Annotated in this window: 11 protein-coding genes; 4 read left to right on the top strand and 7 right to left on the bottom strand. The window is 62.8% G+C overall.

Going from position 1 to position 14510, the window contains the following annotated elements:
* Window positions 1-68: 68 nt before the first annotated feature.
* The 3 genes from F0P96_RS18750 to F0P96_RS18760 form a co-directional block, all read right to left on the bottom strand.
* Window positions 69-1847 (bottom strand): OmpA family protein, encoded by a 1779-nt coding sequence (locus F0P96_RS18750; protein WP_151080520.1) that lies wholly within the window; start codon window positions 1845-1847, stop codon window positions 69-71.
* A 169-nt stretch (window positions 1848-2016) separates the two neighbouring features.
* Window positions 2017-3009: a PspA/IM30 family protein gene (locus tag F0P96_RS18755; protein ID WP_151080521.1), complete on the bottom strand. Its 993-nt coding sequence runs from the start codon at window positions 3007-3009 to the stop codon at window positions 2017-2019.
* Between the two features lie 3 nt (window positions 3010-3012).
* Window positions 3013-3753 (bottom strand): hypothetical protein, encoded by a 741-nt coding sequence (locus tag F0P96_RS18760; protein ID WP_151080522.1) that lies wholly within the window; start codon window positions 3751-3753, stop codon window positions 3013-3015.
* Between the two features lie 387 nt (window positions 3754-4140).
* Here F0P96_RS18760 and F0P96_RS18765 point away from each other — a divergent pair, with 387 nt between their 5' ends.
* Window positions 4141-4623: a hypothetical protein gene (locus F0P96_RS18765; protein WP_151080523.1), complete on the top strand. Its 483-nt coding sequence runs from the start codon at window positions 4141-4143 to the stop codon at window positions 4621-4623.
* Between the two features lie 108 nt (window positions 4624-4731).
* On the opposite strand, the gene F0P96_RS18770 is transcribed toward F0P96_RS18765, so the two are convergent.
* A complete protein-coding gene (locus F0P96_RS18770) occupies window positions 4732-7224 on the bottom strand; it encodes a DUF349 domain-containing protein (protein WP_151080524.1) in 2493 nt (830 codons plus the stop codon).
* A 52-nt stretch (window positions 7225-7276) separates the two neighbouring features.
* On the bottom strand, window positions 7277-7843 hold the full coding sequence (locus F0P96_RS18775; RefSeq protein ID WP_151080525.1) for a YqgE/AlgH family protein: 567 nt from the start codon (window positions 7841-7843) through the stop codon (window positions 7277-7279).
* A 192-nt stretch (window positions 7844-8035) separates the two neighbouring features.
* Here F0P96_RS18775 and pdxH point away from each other — a divergent pair, with 192 nt between their 5' ends.
* The 3 genes from pdxH to F0P96_RS18790 all read left to right on the top strand — a co-directional run bounded on the left by pdxH (window position 8036) and on the right by F0P96_RS18790 (window position 10673).
* On the top strand, window positions 8036-8686 hold the full coding sequence (pdxH, locus tag F0P96_RS18780; protein WP_151080526.1) for a pyridoxamine 5'-phosphate oxidase: 651 nt from the start codon (window positions 8036-8038) through the stop codon (window positions 8684-8686).
* A gap of 111 nt (window positions 8687-8797) precedes the next feature.
* The gene (locus F0P96_RS18785; protein WP_151080527.1) at window positions 8798-10114 is read left to right on the top strand and encodes a DUF1015 domain-containing protein; all 1317 of its coding nucleotides are present in this window, start codon (window positions 8798-8800) and stop codon (window positions 10112-10114) included.
* Window positions 10089-10673, top strand: coding sequence for a Maf family nucleotide pyrophosphatase (locus tag F0P96_RS18790; RefSeq protein WP_151080528.1), 585 nt, complete (start codon window positions 10089-10091; stop codon window positions 10671-10673). Before F0P96_RS18785 ends, F0P96_RS18790 begins: the two co-directional genes overlap by 26 nt.
* 15 nt (window positions 10674-10688) lie before the next feature.
* On the opposite strand, the gene F0P96_RS18795 is transcribed toward F0P96_RS18790, so the two are convergent.
* Window positions 10689-12353, bottom strand: a complete 1665-nt coding sequence (locus F0P96_RS18795) for a T9SS type A sorting domain-containing protein (RefSeq protein WP_151080529.1) — start codon at window positions 12351-12353, stop codon at window positions 10689-10691.
* Between the two features lie 317 nt (window positions 12354-12670).
* On the bottom strand, window positions 12671-14383 hold the full coding sequence (locus F0P96_RS18800; RefSeq protein WP_151080530.1) for a catalase: 1713 nt from the start codon (window positions 14381-14383) through the stop codon (window positions 12671-12673).
* Window positions 14384-14510 lie beyond the last annotated feature (127 nt).

Here is a 14510-nt window from a genome sequence, read left to right on the forward strand (position 1 = left end):
TCTGCATGACGGTCACGCGAAGCGGTAGAGATGCTTCGACTGCGCTCAGCATGACGTTCGGGTGCCGGTTAGTTGCCCAGCACAATTTCCACGCGGCGGTTTTTGGCGCGGCCGTCGGGGGAGGCGTTGGAGGCCAGGGGCTCGGTGGCGCCGTGGGCGTAGATCTGCACGCGCCCGTCGGGGAAGGCGCTGGCGCTTTTCCGGCTGAGCCAGTGCTGCACGGCCAGGGCGCGGTCTTCGGAGAGCTGCTGATTCTTTTGCGGGTCGCCCTGGTTGTCGGTGTGGCCGTGCACGGCCACTTTCAGGCGGCCGGCCACCACCAGGTCGTCGAAGAGCTGGTTCAGGTCGCGCTCGGCAGCCGGCGTGAAGGTGCTGCGGCCGGTTTCAAACTCGATGTTCCAGGCCCGGCGGCTCACGCTCTGGCGGATTTCATCGTCGGCGGCAAACTGCTGCTTGTCGGCCGGGGCAATGGCTTTGCCTTTGTACTGGGCCTGCAGCTTTTTCAGAATCGAGAGGTCGAGCATTTGATCGAGCGGCACGTAGCTGGGCAGCTCTTTGGGGTAGAGCTTGCTTTGCACGTCGCCGAAGGTCTTGTAGACGGAGGCGTAGACGTTGGTGCCGCCTTCTTCGAGGCCGAACAGGGCCAGGTTGTCGGCGAAGTTGAAGGCCTTGCTGCCGCCCAGCTCCACCACTTCGCCGTTGCGGTCGGCTTCGCTCACGCCCTTGTAGTAGCGCAGCCAGTACGAGCCGGGTTTGTCCTTGTCGCCGTACACTTCGGCCGAAATATCGGCGGCGCGCTTGAGGGCTTCGGGGTGCGTTTTCACTTGGTCGCCGGCCACGGCCAGGGCCGTGATGATGCCTTCTACCTGCTTGGGGTGCGCTTCGTACCAGCGTTTGGTCGTGACCATGATGTTGGGCATCTGGTTGGAGTAATCCTTCGTGGAGACGATGTTCACCAGGCCGCCTTTCTGCTGGGCAATGTTCACGTCGCCGGGGGTCCAGGTGGCCACGCCGTCGGCAGTCACGTCTACTTTCACGCCGGTTTCCTTGCCCTTCACCACTTTGGTGCGCTGCTCGGGCTTGCCGAGGATGTACTTTTCGGCGGCGGCCAGGAAGTCGGGGGCAGCCATGAAGTTCACGGCTTCGGGGTCGTAGGTGGTTTCGTCGGGGTTCACTTTCAGGCCGTTGTCGGCGCACCACTTCAGGGCAATGTTCTGGTCGCCGTCGCGCAGGTAGCAGGCAATGGTTTTGCCCAAGGCGGCTTTGGGGTTGTCGAGCCATTCCTTCGGACCCATCAGCTTGTCTTCGCCAAACGACTTGCCGCAACTGTAGGGCAGAATCTGCAGGCTGGTACCGGTTTTTTCGAGCTGGCTCTGCACGGCCGAGAAGGCCGGCAGCCCGTCGCCCATGATGCTCACGATAAGGCCCGGTGTGGCGGGGTTGTTTTGCAGGTCGAGGGCGTTTTTCACCAGGTCGGCCTGCATCTTGGCCACGTCGTCCTGCCGCACAATCTGCAGGTCGATGCCGTTGGCGGCCATGGCCGAGCCGGTGGTAGCGCGCGGACCGCCGTTGGCCAGCATGCCGGCCATCTGCGAGTTCCAGGCCATTACTTCCCAGGTGACGGGGGTGCCCTTCTCGGCGGGTGTGCTGCTGGGCAGCGGGGCCAGCGGCACGGCAATGTTGGTGCGGCTGCCGGCCGTTTGCGCGGGCAGCTCAATGGTGTTCAGCAGCACCGATTCGGTGGCCGCCTTCTTGAACACGGCCCCGCTGGAAACCAGCTTGTTGATGCCGAAGTACAGCAGCGCCACAATCAGGACGCCGATGACAATTTTACCGCGAGTAGTCATGTTGGGTATGAGAGAAAGAGTTTTCGGGGGGTTGATTTTTCTGGTCCATTCAGGCCGTCATGCTGAGCGCAGTCGAAGCATCTCGCGTGCTGATGTTAGGTAGCGAATCAGCTATCTGGCGAAGCGGTAGAGATGCTTCGGCTTCGCTCAGCATGACCGTTGCGAGGCCTTAGTCGAGCAGGTTGCTGTAGGCGTCGTTGATGGCCTTGGTAGTGGCCGTAGCGGCGCTGGGCTGGCTCAGGGGCTTTTCGTTGAGCAGGGTGTTGAAGTCGCCTTTCTGGTACTTCTCGAGCAGGCGCTGGCCTTTCTCGCTCATCACGCCGTTCTGGATGTCCATTTCCTTCACGAACTCCTGCGAGTAGCGCATGGCCTGCTTGATCTGGCCGAGCTGCTGGGCCATGTCCTGGGCCACGCGGTCGGTGGCCATGTCGAAGAAGTACTTCTTGTCGGGGTCGCCGCGCAGGATGTTCATGGCGGCCCGCATGCCCGAACTCGTGCGCTTCACCAGCTCGTACTCGTCCTTCAGCAGGTTCACCTTGAACTTGGAGTTGTCGATCTGGCGCAGGGCCGCTTTCAGAATCTGGCGCATCACCACCGACACGTTGGCCGTGGTCGTGAGCATGGGCTGCAGGCGGTTGTTGTAATCCTCCAGCTGCGCGGCCCGCGAGGCGTACGACTCGGCGAAGTCCTTTTCGCCCTTGCGGGCAGCCGAGTCGGCGAGGCGCAAATACTCCTGCACCTGCTGCTTGTTGGCGTCCATCTTGCGCTTCACCAGCTCGTGGGCACCTTCGATGTGGCCGACCTCGCCTTCCATGTTCTCGGCCTCCTTCTCGGTGTTGCGGATGTAGTCCTGCATGATGCCGATGGGGTCCGTCTCGACGAAAATGCCGGCCGCCGTGCGGAAGATGCGCTGCCCCGCGTACCAGAGCCCGGCCTTGATGCGCTTGCTCGTGACGATGAGAAACAGCGCGAACAGTGCGCCTAGCCCAATACCGAGCTTCACGGTGTCGAACACGATGTCGACCAGGTACGGCACAATGGCGCCCCAGAAGTACACGCCGGCCCCCACGGCACCGACCAGGAAAATCCAGCCCGCTACCTTTTCGGGCCGCTGCCACTTGGGCAAGTCAGAGGGGTTGTGGGTAGTAAGAAGCGTGTTCATCGGTTAGCGGGGGTGAATGGTGTTGAAGGAAGTGGGGCCAAGCAGGAAGGATTGCGCAGCCTGGCGGTGGGCCTGCAAGTCGGCCGCGGCGGTGGTGTTGGCCAGTTCGTAGGATGCCAGCGCGGCCTGCGCCTTTTGCCGCTCCGCCACCAGCTGTTGCTGGGTGGCTTGCAACTGCTCGTTTTTAGCTTCCAGCTGCCGCGTCAGCTCGGCCAGGTCGGCCTGTAGTTGCTGCTCCTGCCCCACCAGCTGCACAATGGCGCTGGGCTTGCCGCCAGACGCTTTCACCTCACCGAGCTTTTCGCGGTGACGTTCCAGCACCTTGGCGCGGTCGGCTTGCAGGCGCTGCTCAAACTGCTCGGCTGAGGCCAGCAGCGTGGGCGCATCGAGGCCCGTGACGGCGGCAAAAGCGTTGTAGGCTGTTTGGTAGAGCACCGGCCCGGTCAGCCCGCTCGCGGCCATGCTCTTCACCATTTTGGTGTAGGCCACAAAGTCGCGGCCGTCGCCGGCCAGCAGGGCGGCCACGTGGTCGAGGTGACGCTGCTCGGGTTGGGTTACGGCCGTGCTCAGCACAAACGTGGCCGGACCGGCCGGGCCCGCCAGCGGCGGTTGCGGTGGGGCAGTAGCGGCAGTCGGGGGCTGAGGCGTGGCTGGGCCTTTGCCGGCCGCGCCGGGGGCGCTGGGGTCGTCGCCTTCGACGAAGAAGTCTTTGGCGGCTTTGGCGAGGTTGTCGAAAAGGTCCATAAGCGGGTCGGGTTGGTGTTTGGTGACGCGGACCTATTGCCAATCCCAGTGCCGCCCAACTCGCTCAACTCAACCAATCCCTCATAACCACATGATTTTCAGTATAAAATATTCTAACAACCGCTTTTCCGGCCGCTCCGCCCTTGCCACTACCCTTCCATTTTGAAAGGGCGCTTTCCAAAACGGCACCGTGGCGCGGCCCACACCTGGTTTTATCAGCTGATTGTCCGACCCGGCCTGTCGTACCAATTCGCCCCAGCCTCGTGATATTCCAATCGTAGCGGTATAAACCACACACTATCATGCTATTGAATGCACACCAAGGTTGCCGGAGCTTTGCCAGCACCAATCGGCACGGCCGGTTTTGCTCCGTTTCCTTTCTGCGCTATGAAAACCCACTTTGCACCCTCTCTCCTGCTGACCAGCGGCTTGCTGACTCTTTTCTCGGCCTGCCAACGTTCCTTTTCGGGCCCGACGCCGCCGTCCATTTCCTCTGCTCCGGTAGCTTCTGCACCACGCACCTTGCGCTTTGGCAGCGGCAGTACCTACACCGGCTACGAGGAAGTCTACGCCTTGCAAGCCAATGGCCGCCTGGCACACAAGCAAGGCTTCGTGTCGTCCAAGGCCGGCAGTTGGACCACGCTCAAGGTACCCTCCGGCCAGGCCCGCGCCTGCTTCCGGCGCTTCGACAGCCTGCCCATCGACAGCCTGTGCGTGGAGGCCTCGGGCAACCACTACTATTTCCTGGAAAGCCAGACCGCCAGCGGCCAGCCCGTGCGCGTGGTGTGGGGCGCCCACGGCGCCACCGCCCCGCGGTGCGTGCGCACGTTGCACCAGCAACTGCAGGAACTCGTGCCGCTGACGCTATAAGGCGCAGCCATCGGCGCTCCGTCGGTCGTGCCGCCCTTCTTGGTCCCCACGAAAAAGCCCCACGCCAAACCAGGCGTGGGGCTTTGGTAAGCTGAAGCAGGAACCTGACTAGCTGCGCACGATGCGCAGCTGCCGCTTCATGCGCTCAATGCGCACCTTGGTTTCGTCGATGCGGCCTTGGTATTCTTCACGCAGTTGCCCGGCATTTTTCGAGCGAGCGAAGAAGTCGAGGTTGGTTTGCAGCGTGGCAATGTCGTTTTCCAACTCGTTGATGTCACGACGCAGTTGCTGCTCCTTGCGGTAGAGCAGTTGCTGGGCATCGGGGTTGGCCTTCATGCGCTGCACCTGCAGCTGAAACTGCTGCTCCTCGCGCTCCTGGTACGAAAGGCCGGGAATGGTGTCGATGTACTTGCCGGCCAGGCTCAGGAATTTCTCCTCGGCTTGGGCGCTGCCGCGGCGGTTGCCTTGGCTGTCGAACTGCGCCCACTCCTGCACCAGCGCCTGCAGGCCTTCCTGCGTGCCGGGGGTATCGGCCGACAGCGCGGCTACCTGCTCGGCAATCCGGTCGAGGAAAGCCGACTGCTCGGCCGACGCTTGCTGCACCTGCTGCTCGCGGTGGCGCACTTCCTGGTGTTTCCGCTCGAAGAAAGCATCACAGGCAGTACGGAAGCGGTGCCAGATTTTGTCCGACTGCTTCTCGGGCACGCGGCCGATGAGTTTCCACTCCTTCTGCACCCGAATGACGGTTTCGCGGCCGGCTTCCCAATCGGGGTTTTCGAGGGCAGCTTCGGCCTGCTCGCAGAGGGCAATTTTCTGCTTCAGGTTGTTGGACTTCTCTTCGTCGAGGGCCTTGAAGAACTGGTTTTTGTGCTGGAAAAAGCCTTTGTAGGCGGCCCAGAACTGCTTGTTCATGCTCTCGGCCTGGCTGCGCGGCACGAGGCCGGCGCTGTCCCACTGCTCTTTGAGGGCCTGCAGCTCGTCGGTTTTGGCGCGCCACTCGTTCACGCGCTCGGTTTTGAACTCGCCGTAGGGCAGAATCTGAGTCAGGATTTCCTGCTTGCGGGCCAGGTTGGCATTTTCCTGCGCCGAGCGGGCGTCGAGGAAGCTGCGTTTCCGGTCATGCACTTTCTCGGAGGCTTGCAGGAAACGCTGCCAGAGTGGCTCGCGCATGTCGTTGGGCACGGGGCCCACGGTTTTCCACTCCTCGTGCAGTTGGCGCAACTCCTGCAGTGCCTTGTTGATGCTCGACTGCCCGGCCAGCGCCTCGGCGCGCTGGATCAGAGCCTCCTTGGCTTCCTGGTTACGGCGGCGGTCCAGCTCTTTCATCTCGAAGAACAGACCGCGGTTGTTGTAATAGATGTCGAGCAGGGCATGGTAGGAGTTCCACAGCTCCTGCGCCTGCGCCTGCGGCACCGGGCCGGTGGCTTTCCAGTCGGCCTGCAGGGTTTTGATGCGAGCCGAAGAATCCTTGGTCTCAGCCGACTCGACCAGCTGGCGCAGCTGCGACAACAAATGCTGCTTGTGAAGCAGGTTTTTGGCGCGCTGCTCGTCTTCCTGCTTGGCGTCGCGCACGCGGGCGTCGCGGTAGTCCTGCATGCCCTTGCTCACCTCAGCGTAACCATCGGGGCCGGCGAAGGAAAAAGCGTCAGCCTCGTTGCCTTCCTGCACGAAACGCTGTCGGGCTGCTTGGCGCTCCACGTTTACGCTTTGTTCGTAAAGCCGGTGCAGGTCGTTGATTTGCTTGCGGTTCTGGCGGGCATCAGGGCGGCGCAGCAGCTCCAGGATGTAAGCACCCTGGGCCGTCACGTCGAGCGTAGCAAAATCGGGCGCCGGGGTTTCGGGCACGTACTCTTCGTCTTCCTCGTGGTGAGCGGCGGCCGCAGCTTGCGGAGCATTGGTGGAGCCGCCGGGCTGCGCTTCGCCGGGCGTTTCGCTCAGACCCATTGCAGCCGGCGCAGCATGGTGCGCGGCGTCGGCGTGGGCAGCTTCGGTGGCCGATTCGTTGTTGGAAGTCGGCAGGGCCGCCAGCGGTTCGGGCGCGGTTTCGATGTCGGCGGCCTGGGCCAGCTCGTGCGCAGGCAGCGTTACGGCAATGGGTTCTTCGGTAGTCGCCGCAACTGGAGCTTGTTCTTGAGAAGCTGAAGGCGTTCCGGTGGCTGGTGCAGCAGTTGCAGGAGCATCGGAAGCAGGTTCGGAGACTACAGCAGCGGCCGGAACCGGCTCAGTTGGTTCGGGACCGGTTGCCAGGGCAGCTTCGGCGGTACGCACACCTTCGTTGGCCGTGCCGTAGTGTTCCTCGGCGCGCTGAAGCGGCTCCGAAGGCGTTGTGGCAGTCGGCTCGGTGGCTACTGCGGGAGCGGTGACGGGCAAATCGGCGGCCGAGGGCAAGCCTGTACCTACTTCGGCTGGCTGGGGCACTATGGGTGCTTCGGGGGCAGCAGGCGCTGAAGCGGCAGCTTGCGGTTGCGGCGCGTCGGCCGCCGGAGAGTCGGCGGCTTTGCTGCGCGCAATTTCGGCCAGACGGCGTTCCAGAATGCTCATGGGCGAATCCGAAGCGTCATCGGGACGGTTGGGGGCGGTGTTCTCGTTCTCGGGTTGCATGGCTGCTCAGCATAAAGAGCCCGGCACAACGGGCCGGGCCAACGGAGGGAAATTAATTCAAGCGCGGGTCGACGGGGTAGTTGGACATGACCCGGAACCGGCCGCCTTTTTCGCGTAAAATGGCCTGCCAGAAGGCATCGGTAGTCAAAGTAAACACTTTCCCGGCAGCATTGGGGTGGACAATCCAGGTATTTTCCTGCACTTCGCCCGCCAGCTGGCCGCTGGTCCAGCCCGAATAGCCCACGTACAGACGCAGGTCGTCGGCGGTCAGCTCGCCACTGGCCACAAGGCCCAGGAGCACTTCGAAGTCGCCGCCCCAGTACACATCCTGCCCCAACGGTTCGGCATTCGGAATGTCGGCGCGGCGGTGCAGGTAGTGGAGCGTATCGGGCTGCACGGGGCCGCCCACGTGCAGCGGCAGGCTGGCGGCGGGGTGGTCTTCGCCTTCGGGCAAGTTGAGCGCGTCGCCGAGGGCCACGGTGGTCGGCCGGTTGAGCAAAAGGCCAAAGGAGCCTTCTTCCTCGTCGTGGCGGCACAAAAGCACCACCGACCGCTCGAAGTTCGGGTCGCCTAGAAAGGGCTGCGAAATCAGCAAGCTGCCACTACGAAGCTGGGGCATGGCGCGGGGCTGGAGAGTGGATAATAGGGACACTGACGCGGTGCGGCGGCGCAAAGATGCGCGGCAATATGTGCCGCGCAAGGTTGCCCGTGCTTTTTGCTTACGTTGGGCAGGGCGCTGCGGGTTCCCGCGGGGGCTGTGTTACTTTGCGGGCCCACAGCGCCCGGCTGCCGCGGCGAATTTCGATTCTGTATGCAAGACCAGTCCCTCGCCGACCTGCGCAAGACCTACGCCCAGCACGAACTCAGCGAAGCCGCGGCCGACGCCGACGGCCTGCGGCAGTTCCGCCGCTGGCTCGACGAAGCCCTGCAGGCCCAGCTCGACGAGCCCACCGCCATGACCGTGGCCACCGTGGGCCCCGACGGCCAGCCCTCGGCCCGCATTGTGCTGCTGAAAGGCTTGCCCGACGACGCGGGGTTTCTGTTTTACACCAATTACGACTCGCGCAAGGGCCAGGAAATGGCCACTACGCCCAAGGCCGCCCTTACGTTTTTCTGGCCTGGCCTGGAACGGCAGGTGCGCGTGGAAGGCACGGTAGAAAAAGCACCCGAAGCCCAGTCGACAGAATACTTTCAGAGTCGGCCACGCAGCAGCCAGGTAGGCGCCTGGGCTTCGCCGCAAAGCCAGCCCATTGCCAGCCGCGAAGTGCTGGAACAGCGCGAAGCGGAAATCGAGCAGCGCTTTGCCGGCCAAGATCCGCTGCCGCGCCCGCCACACTGGGGCGGCTACGTGGTGCGGCCTCACCGCATCGAGTTCTGGCAGGGCCGCCCTTCGCGCCTGCACGACCGGCTGCTGTACGAAAAAACGGCCACGGGCTGGCAGCGCAGCCGGCTGGCGCCGTGAAGAGTGAAGGGTAATTTTTAGCTTGCGCTGCCATTGGGCCGTTTTCATCTGACCGGTCCCTCCTTTTCCCGACGTTGGCGCGTCGGCGCAAGCCCCTGCTTACGCTCTTTCATGGCTGAAATTCAACCCGTGCGCGCCTGGCGCTACAATCCCGAGCTTAACCAGCAGATCGACCGGTACGTGTCGCCTTTGTTCGACGTGGTGTCGGCCAAGCAGCGGGAACAGCTCTACCAGAACCCGCTTAACAGCATCCATCTCTCGGTGCCGCGCGGCGACGACGCGGCCGGCGAGGCCCTGCGCCGCCTCACCGAATGGGAACAAACGGGCGTGCTGGAGCAGGACGCGCTGGCGGGCATTTACGTGTATTACCAGTATTTCCGGCTGCCGGGCAGCCACCACGAATACTGCCGCAAAGGCTTCATGTGCCACATTCGGGCCTACGATTGGCAGGAGCGCGTGGTGTTGCGTCACGAAAACACGCTGCCCACCGCTGTGAACGACCGCGCCGAGCTGCTGGCCCGCACCCAGTTCCAAACCAGCGCCACCCACGGCTTGTACCGCGACGAGGACTTTGAGCTGGAGCGCTACTGCGACGAAGCCATTCAGGACCCGCTCTGCCAAACCGAGGAAGACTACCAGGGCGCCCGCGACGTGCTGGCCGTGATTCAGGACGCCGCCGTTATCCAGCGTTTTCAAGCGGTGCTCAGCCAGCGGCAGGTCATTTTGGCCGACGGCCACCACCGCTACGAAGGCTCGCTGGCCTACCGGCAGGCCCGCCTGGCGGCCAACCCGCAGGCCACCGGGCACGAAGCCTGGAACTATCACCTGATGTACCTGACCAACGCGGCGGCCGACGACCTGCGCATTCTGCCCACGCACCGCCTGCTGCTGGAGCTGCCCGGCAACCTGACCGATGCCGAGCTGCTCGCGCGCCTGGAGCCGTACTTCACCATCCGGCCGCTCGACGATGCGTTTTCCATGCCCGAAATCATTGCCGGCAAGCCCTGGGCCTTTGGGCTCTACCTCGGCGGCCAGCCCTACAAGCTGCGGCTGCGGCCCGAGGTGCACGAGCAGCTTGCCTGGAACACCACGCCCGAAGTGAAGGCGCTGGACCTGACGGTGCTGCACTACTTCGTGCTGGAGCGCGCCCTGGGCATTGTGGGGCCCGATGCCCAGCGGCAATGGACGGGCATTACCTACGTGCGCAACTTCCCCGAATGCCTGCAGCGCGTGGACTCGGGCGAGGCGCGTGCCGCCTTTATTACCAACGAAGTGACCATGGACGAAGTAGAGCGCGTGTGCCAGTCGGGCGCCGTGATGCCGCCCAAGTCCACCTTCTTCTACCCCAAAACGCTCGGCGGCCTGCTTTTCACCAGCATCCGCGACGACGAACCCGTGCCGTATGCCCCGTTTACTGCTGGCCTCTAATTCCCCGCGGCGGCGTCAGCTGCTCACCGACCTCGGCCTGCCCTACGAAGTGCGCCTGAAGGATGTGGACGAAAGCTACCCACCGGACCTGCACCGCGCCGACGTGGCCGAGTACCTGGCCGCCCACAAAGCCAGCGCCTACCGCACCGAGCTGCTGCCTGGCGACGTACTGCTCACCGCCGACACCATAGTGTGCCTCGACGAGCAGGTGCTCAACAAGCCTACCGACGAAACCGACGCCGTGCGCATGCTCACGCTCCTGCAAGGCCGCGCCCACGACGTTTACACCGGCGTGTGCCTGCTCACCGGCGAGGGCCAGCAAGTGGTGTTTTCCGACCAGACCCGGGTGCATTTCCGCCCGCTCAGCGAAACCGAAATCCGCTACTACGTGCAGCAGTACCGGCCATTCGACAAAGCCGGCGCTTACGGTGCCCAAGATTGGATTGGGCTGGTGGCGGTGACGCGGTTGGAAGGCTCGTATTTCAACGTGATGGGGCTGCCGGTACACCGCGTGTACGCCGAGCTGGAAAAGCTGGGCTTTGGAGTGCAAGCGCTCTAGGCTGCCGCCTCCACCTTATTTCAAGTGAATTTGCCGGAGTTCGTGCATTGAGTTGCTTTCTAGAGCAACCCAGTACGTGCCCCGTGGCCAGCTCCGCACGTTCAGCTTGTAGTCGGTTTCGTTCAATTCGTGCAGCAGCACGGGCTTGCCCAAAGCCGAGTACACCGTCAACCTGACAGGATCAGTGGCCGATCCTGCGCCCGTAACGTGTAGTTCGTCTACCACGGGATTGGGGAACAAAGCCAGTGGTGCGGCCGGTAGCCTGGGGCTGCTGGTTCGGAGCGGATCAAGTGTGAGGCGGGCCCAGAACCCGCTGACCGGGCTGGCCGGCCCGGTGAGGGTGAACGGCCCAAACACCCCGCTCGACTCAAAATTACCGGTCCAGTACACGGCCTGGTCGCCCAGCAAAGCCACATCCGAAGCCCCATTGCTACCCGGACCGCCGGAGGCGAGGCGCCACTGCAGCGCGCCGGCGGGAGAAAATGCAGCCAGCACCGAATAACGCGAAACTGTTTCTGTGCCCCATGCAGCAACCACGCGGTTGACATTGGCGGCCAACGTCACCCCGGTATTGGTGTAGCCAAAAGCAGTGCTGACATTCCCCACCGGCTGAATCCACGTCTGCGAGCCGCTGCCGGCGTTCAGACGCGCCACGTAACCAGTCATCGTCGTGCCGGCAAATAGGGCTGTTCCGTCAAAAATTTCATTGCCTTTGAACGTGCCCGCGAGGTAGCATTCCTTGCCATACACGGCCAGGCCGGTGCCCATCGACACATCGTTGGTCCCGAACGCGAGGCTTGGTTTTTTACTGGCTTTCAGCCAGCTGGCAACTCCGGTAGCAGCCTGCAAGCGCGCCACAAACGTTTGGCTGGGCGAGTTGCTATCCGGCAGCCGCAACCCGCCAAGCTCCAGCGCCGAGCTGAAAAACCCGGTGGCAAAGCAATTCCCGGCATCGTCGACGGCGACTTCGTTTACTCGCGAGCCGTACACGCCGCCGTCGTGGTTGCCCAACGTGACCCACTGCGCCTCCCCAACCACGTTGTAAGCGGCCACAAAGCCCGTCCGCCGTCCCGGCGAAACCCGAACCGGCCCGAAATCGATGGTGCTGCCACCGCCCAAACGCCCGCCGATGTAAAATATGGAAGCGCCCGGTTTCATGGCAATGGATTTCCCTTCTGAGTAATCCAGGTCGTTGCCAATGCCACGGCTCCAGAGGGTGGTACCGGAGCTAGCGGAGCAGCGCAGAACGAGCACCGCCGCGAAAATCGGGGATGCCACGGTACTGGCGGCGCCGGTATTGACCGTGAGGGTGCCGGTGAAGGACCCCACCACATACACACTGCCGATGCCGTCGAATGCAATACGCGACCCATACGCCGAGGCGCCGGCTCCGCCTACCTGGCGCACCCAAATCAGATTGCCGGCCGCATCCAGCCGGGCCACAAACAGGTCTGCCCGGCCCACCGGCACCATAGTCTTTTTCCCGCCGGGATAAGGCGAGGTAAAACTGATCTGCGTGGAAAAGCTGCCCGTGACGTAGGTGTCGCCGCTGGCTGGATCAGCCGCCACGCTGGTTACAGCCACTTGGTTGAGCGCCCGGGCTGTTTCCCAGTGCACCTGACTCCTCCCTGGCACTACCGCACCGACTACGCAAATCAGGAATACGAACAGGGCTTTCATCGCAGTACAGTAGAGGTTGAACCATCACGTTTCGGCAGAACTTTACGCTACATCGCCGTGCCTGTTATCCATGCAACCCCAAGCGGATGTACAAGACCCGACGCACCAAGGCCCAAGCGGCCGGCTAACCGACCTGAATGTATTGCACGAAAAACATTAATTCTATAACATATTCATGTGGCAGTATATCCTAAAAATTTCTGCGTGGGCAGTTGCTGTCATCGTTATTGCTGAAGCCTGCCTGGGCCAAATGGGCGCCCACAAAAAAAGGCCGGTAGACGCTGCTACCGGCCTTTTTACTACTTAAACAAAGCGTACTAATACGGCTTGGCTTCGTGGCTTTGCGCTTCGGCCTGGGCCACGGCTGCTTCCTGTTTGGCTTCGTTCTGCTGATTGCCTCCTTCGCTCTGCTTGCCGCTGCGGGCAGCTTGCAGGCCGTCGGCAAGGCGCTTGCCCCAGTCTGGGTCGCAGTTGGTGCACAGCTCCACCATTTTGTCGCTCACGCGGCGGTCGGCATCGGCCAGGGCACCCACCATGTTGTTGATGAGGTCGTTTCGCTCCCAGTCTTCGTGCAGGCGGTACCGCTCGCCGGCCTGCTTGAAGTTGTTCTGCCGGTCGATGGTCTGGCGCATCACGCGGCCCGTGTATTGTGGCATGTGGTCGGGAGCCGAGCGGGGCGCCTCTTTCAAGCCGTTCAGGCTGCTGGGTTCGTAGTTGATGTGCAGGTTCTGATCGGGCGCCGAGTCGACGTGGTAGGCCATTTGCCCGTCGCGCTGGTTGGTGGCCACGTGCTTTTTGGGGGCGTTAATAGGCAGTTGCAGGTAGTTGGTGCCCACGCGGTAGCGTTGCGTGTCGGAGTACGAGAACGTACGACCCTGCAGCATCTTGTCGTCGGAGAAATCGAGGCCATCGACCAGCACGCCGGTACCGAAGGCCGCCTGCTCCACCTCGGCGAAGTAGTTTTCGGGGTTGCGGTTCAGGGTCATCTTGCCCACGGGCAGGAACGGGAACTGATCCTGCGGCCAAATCTTGGTGTCGTCAAGCGGGTCGAAGTCCAGCTCGGGGTGCTCATCATCCGACATAATCTGCACGCACAGTTCCCACTCGGGGAAGTTGCCGGCCTTGATGTTGTCGAACAGGTCCTGGGTGGCGTGGTTGAAGTTTTTGGCCTGAATAGCCTCGGCTTCCTGCGCCGTGAGGTTTTTTATGCCTTGCAGCGGCTCCCAGTGGTATTTCACCAGTACGGCTTCGCCTTGGGCATTCACCCACTTGTAGGTGTTCACGCCCGAGCCCTGCATCTGGCGGTAGTTGGCCGGAATGCCCCACGGCGAAAACAGGAACGCCACCATGTGCATGGCCTCCGGCGTGTTGCAGATGAAGTCAAAAATCCGCTCCCCGCTCTGGCGGTTGGTTACCGGGTCGGGCTTCTGGGAGTGAATCAGGTCGGGGAACTTCATGGCGTCGCGGATGAAGAACACCTTGAGGTTGTTGCCCACCAAATCCCAGTTGCCGTCCTCGGTGTAGAACTTCACCGCAAAGCCGCGCGGGTCGCGCAGGGTTTCGGGCGAGTGGCCGCCGTGGCCCACCGTGGAGAAGCGCACGAATACCGGCGTCTGCTTGCCTTTCTGCTGAAACAGTTTGGCCCGGGTGTACTTCGCAATCGGCTCCCCGCCTACCGTGCCGTAGGCTTCGAATACGCCGTGGGCCCCGGCCCCGCGGGCGTGCACCACGCGCTCGGGAATCCGCTCCCGGTCGAAGTGGCTGATTTTCTCAATGAAGGCGTAGTTTTCCAACGTAGCCGGGCCGCGGTTGCCCAGCGTCCGGATGTTCTGGTTGTTGGTGAGCGGGTGGCCCTGCCGGGTGGTCAGCGTTTGGGCATTCTCGCCCTCGGCCGTGCGCGGGTCGCGCGACGAGCCGGAGCCCGTTACGGCCGTGCCGGTGCCGTCGGCGGGCGTGTGGCCGTTGCCGTTTGGGTGACCGTTGTGGCCGTTCGAGCCGTGGTCCTGGGGATTTTGGGGGTTGGGAGTCATAGGCGGGCTGGTTGAAATGGTGACGTAAGCTATACCAACAAGCCCCGACTTCTGTTTGCCTTTCGGAGAATTATTCTCCACTAGACAATTAGGCAGTGCGCGCAGCCCGCTGGAACGGCCGGCTATG

Origin of the sequence: Hymenobacter busanensis, from assembly GCF_008727865.1 — a bacterium.
Taxonomy (GTDB): Bacteria; Bacteroidota; Bacteroidia; order Cytophagales; family Hymenobacteraceae; genus Solirubrum; species Solirubrum busanense.

Bases quoted from the DNA above. Each gene is read 5' to 3' on its own strand.
- F0P96_RS18775 (WP_151080525.1), bottom strand. From the start codon at position 7,843: ATGCCCCAGCTTCGTAGTGGCAGCTTGCTGATTTCGCAGCCCTTTCTA.
- F0P96_RS18795 (WP_151080529.1), bottom strand. From the start codon at position 12,353: ATGAAAGCCCTGTTCGTATTCCTGATTTGCGTAGTCGGTGCGGTAGTG.
- F0P96_RS18785 (WP_151080527.1), top strand. From the start codon at position 8,798: ATGGCTGAAATTCAACCCGTGCGCGCCTGGCGCTACAATCCCGAGCTT.
- F0P96_RS18755 (WP_151080521.1), bottom strand. From the start codon at position 3,009: ATGAACACGCTTCTTACTACCCACAACCCCTCTGACTTGCCCAAGTGG.
- F0P96_RS18750 (WP_151080520.1), bottom strand. From the start codon at position 1,847: ATGACTACTCGCGGTAAAATTGTCATCGGCGTCCTGATTGTGGCGCTG.
- F0P96_RS18770 (WP_151080524.1), bottom strand. From the start codon at position 7,224: ATGCAACCCGAGAACGAGAACACCGCCCCCAACCGTCCCGATGACGCT.
- F0P96_RS18800 (WP_151080530.1), bottom strand. From the start codon at position 14,383: ATGACTCCCAACCCCCAAAATCCCCAGGACCACGGCTCGAACGGCCAC.
- F0P96_RS18765 (WP_151080523.1), top strand. From the start codon at position 4,141: ATGAAAACCCACTTTGCACCCTCTCTCCTGCTGACCAGCGGCTTGCTG.
- pdxH (WP_151080526.1), top strand. From the start codon at position 8,036: ATGCAAGACCAGTCCCTCGCCGACCTGCGCAAGACCTACGCCCAGCAC.
- F0P96_RS18790 (WP_151080528.1), top strand. From the start codon at position 10,089: ATGCCCCGTTTACTGCTGGCCTCTAATTCCCCGCGGCGGCGTCAGCTG.
- F0P96_RS18760 (WP_151080522.1), bottom strand. From the start codon at position 3,753: ATGGACCTTTTCGACAACCTCGCCAAAGCCGCCAAAGACTTCTTCGTC.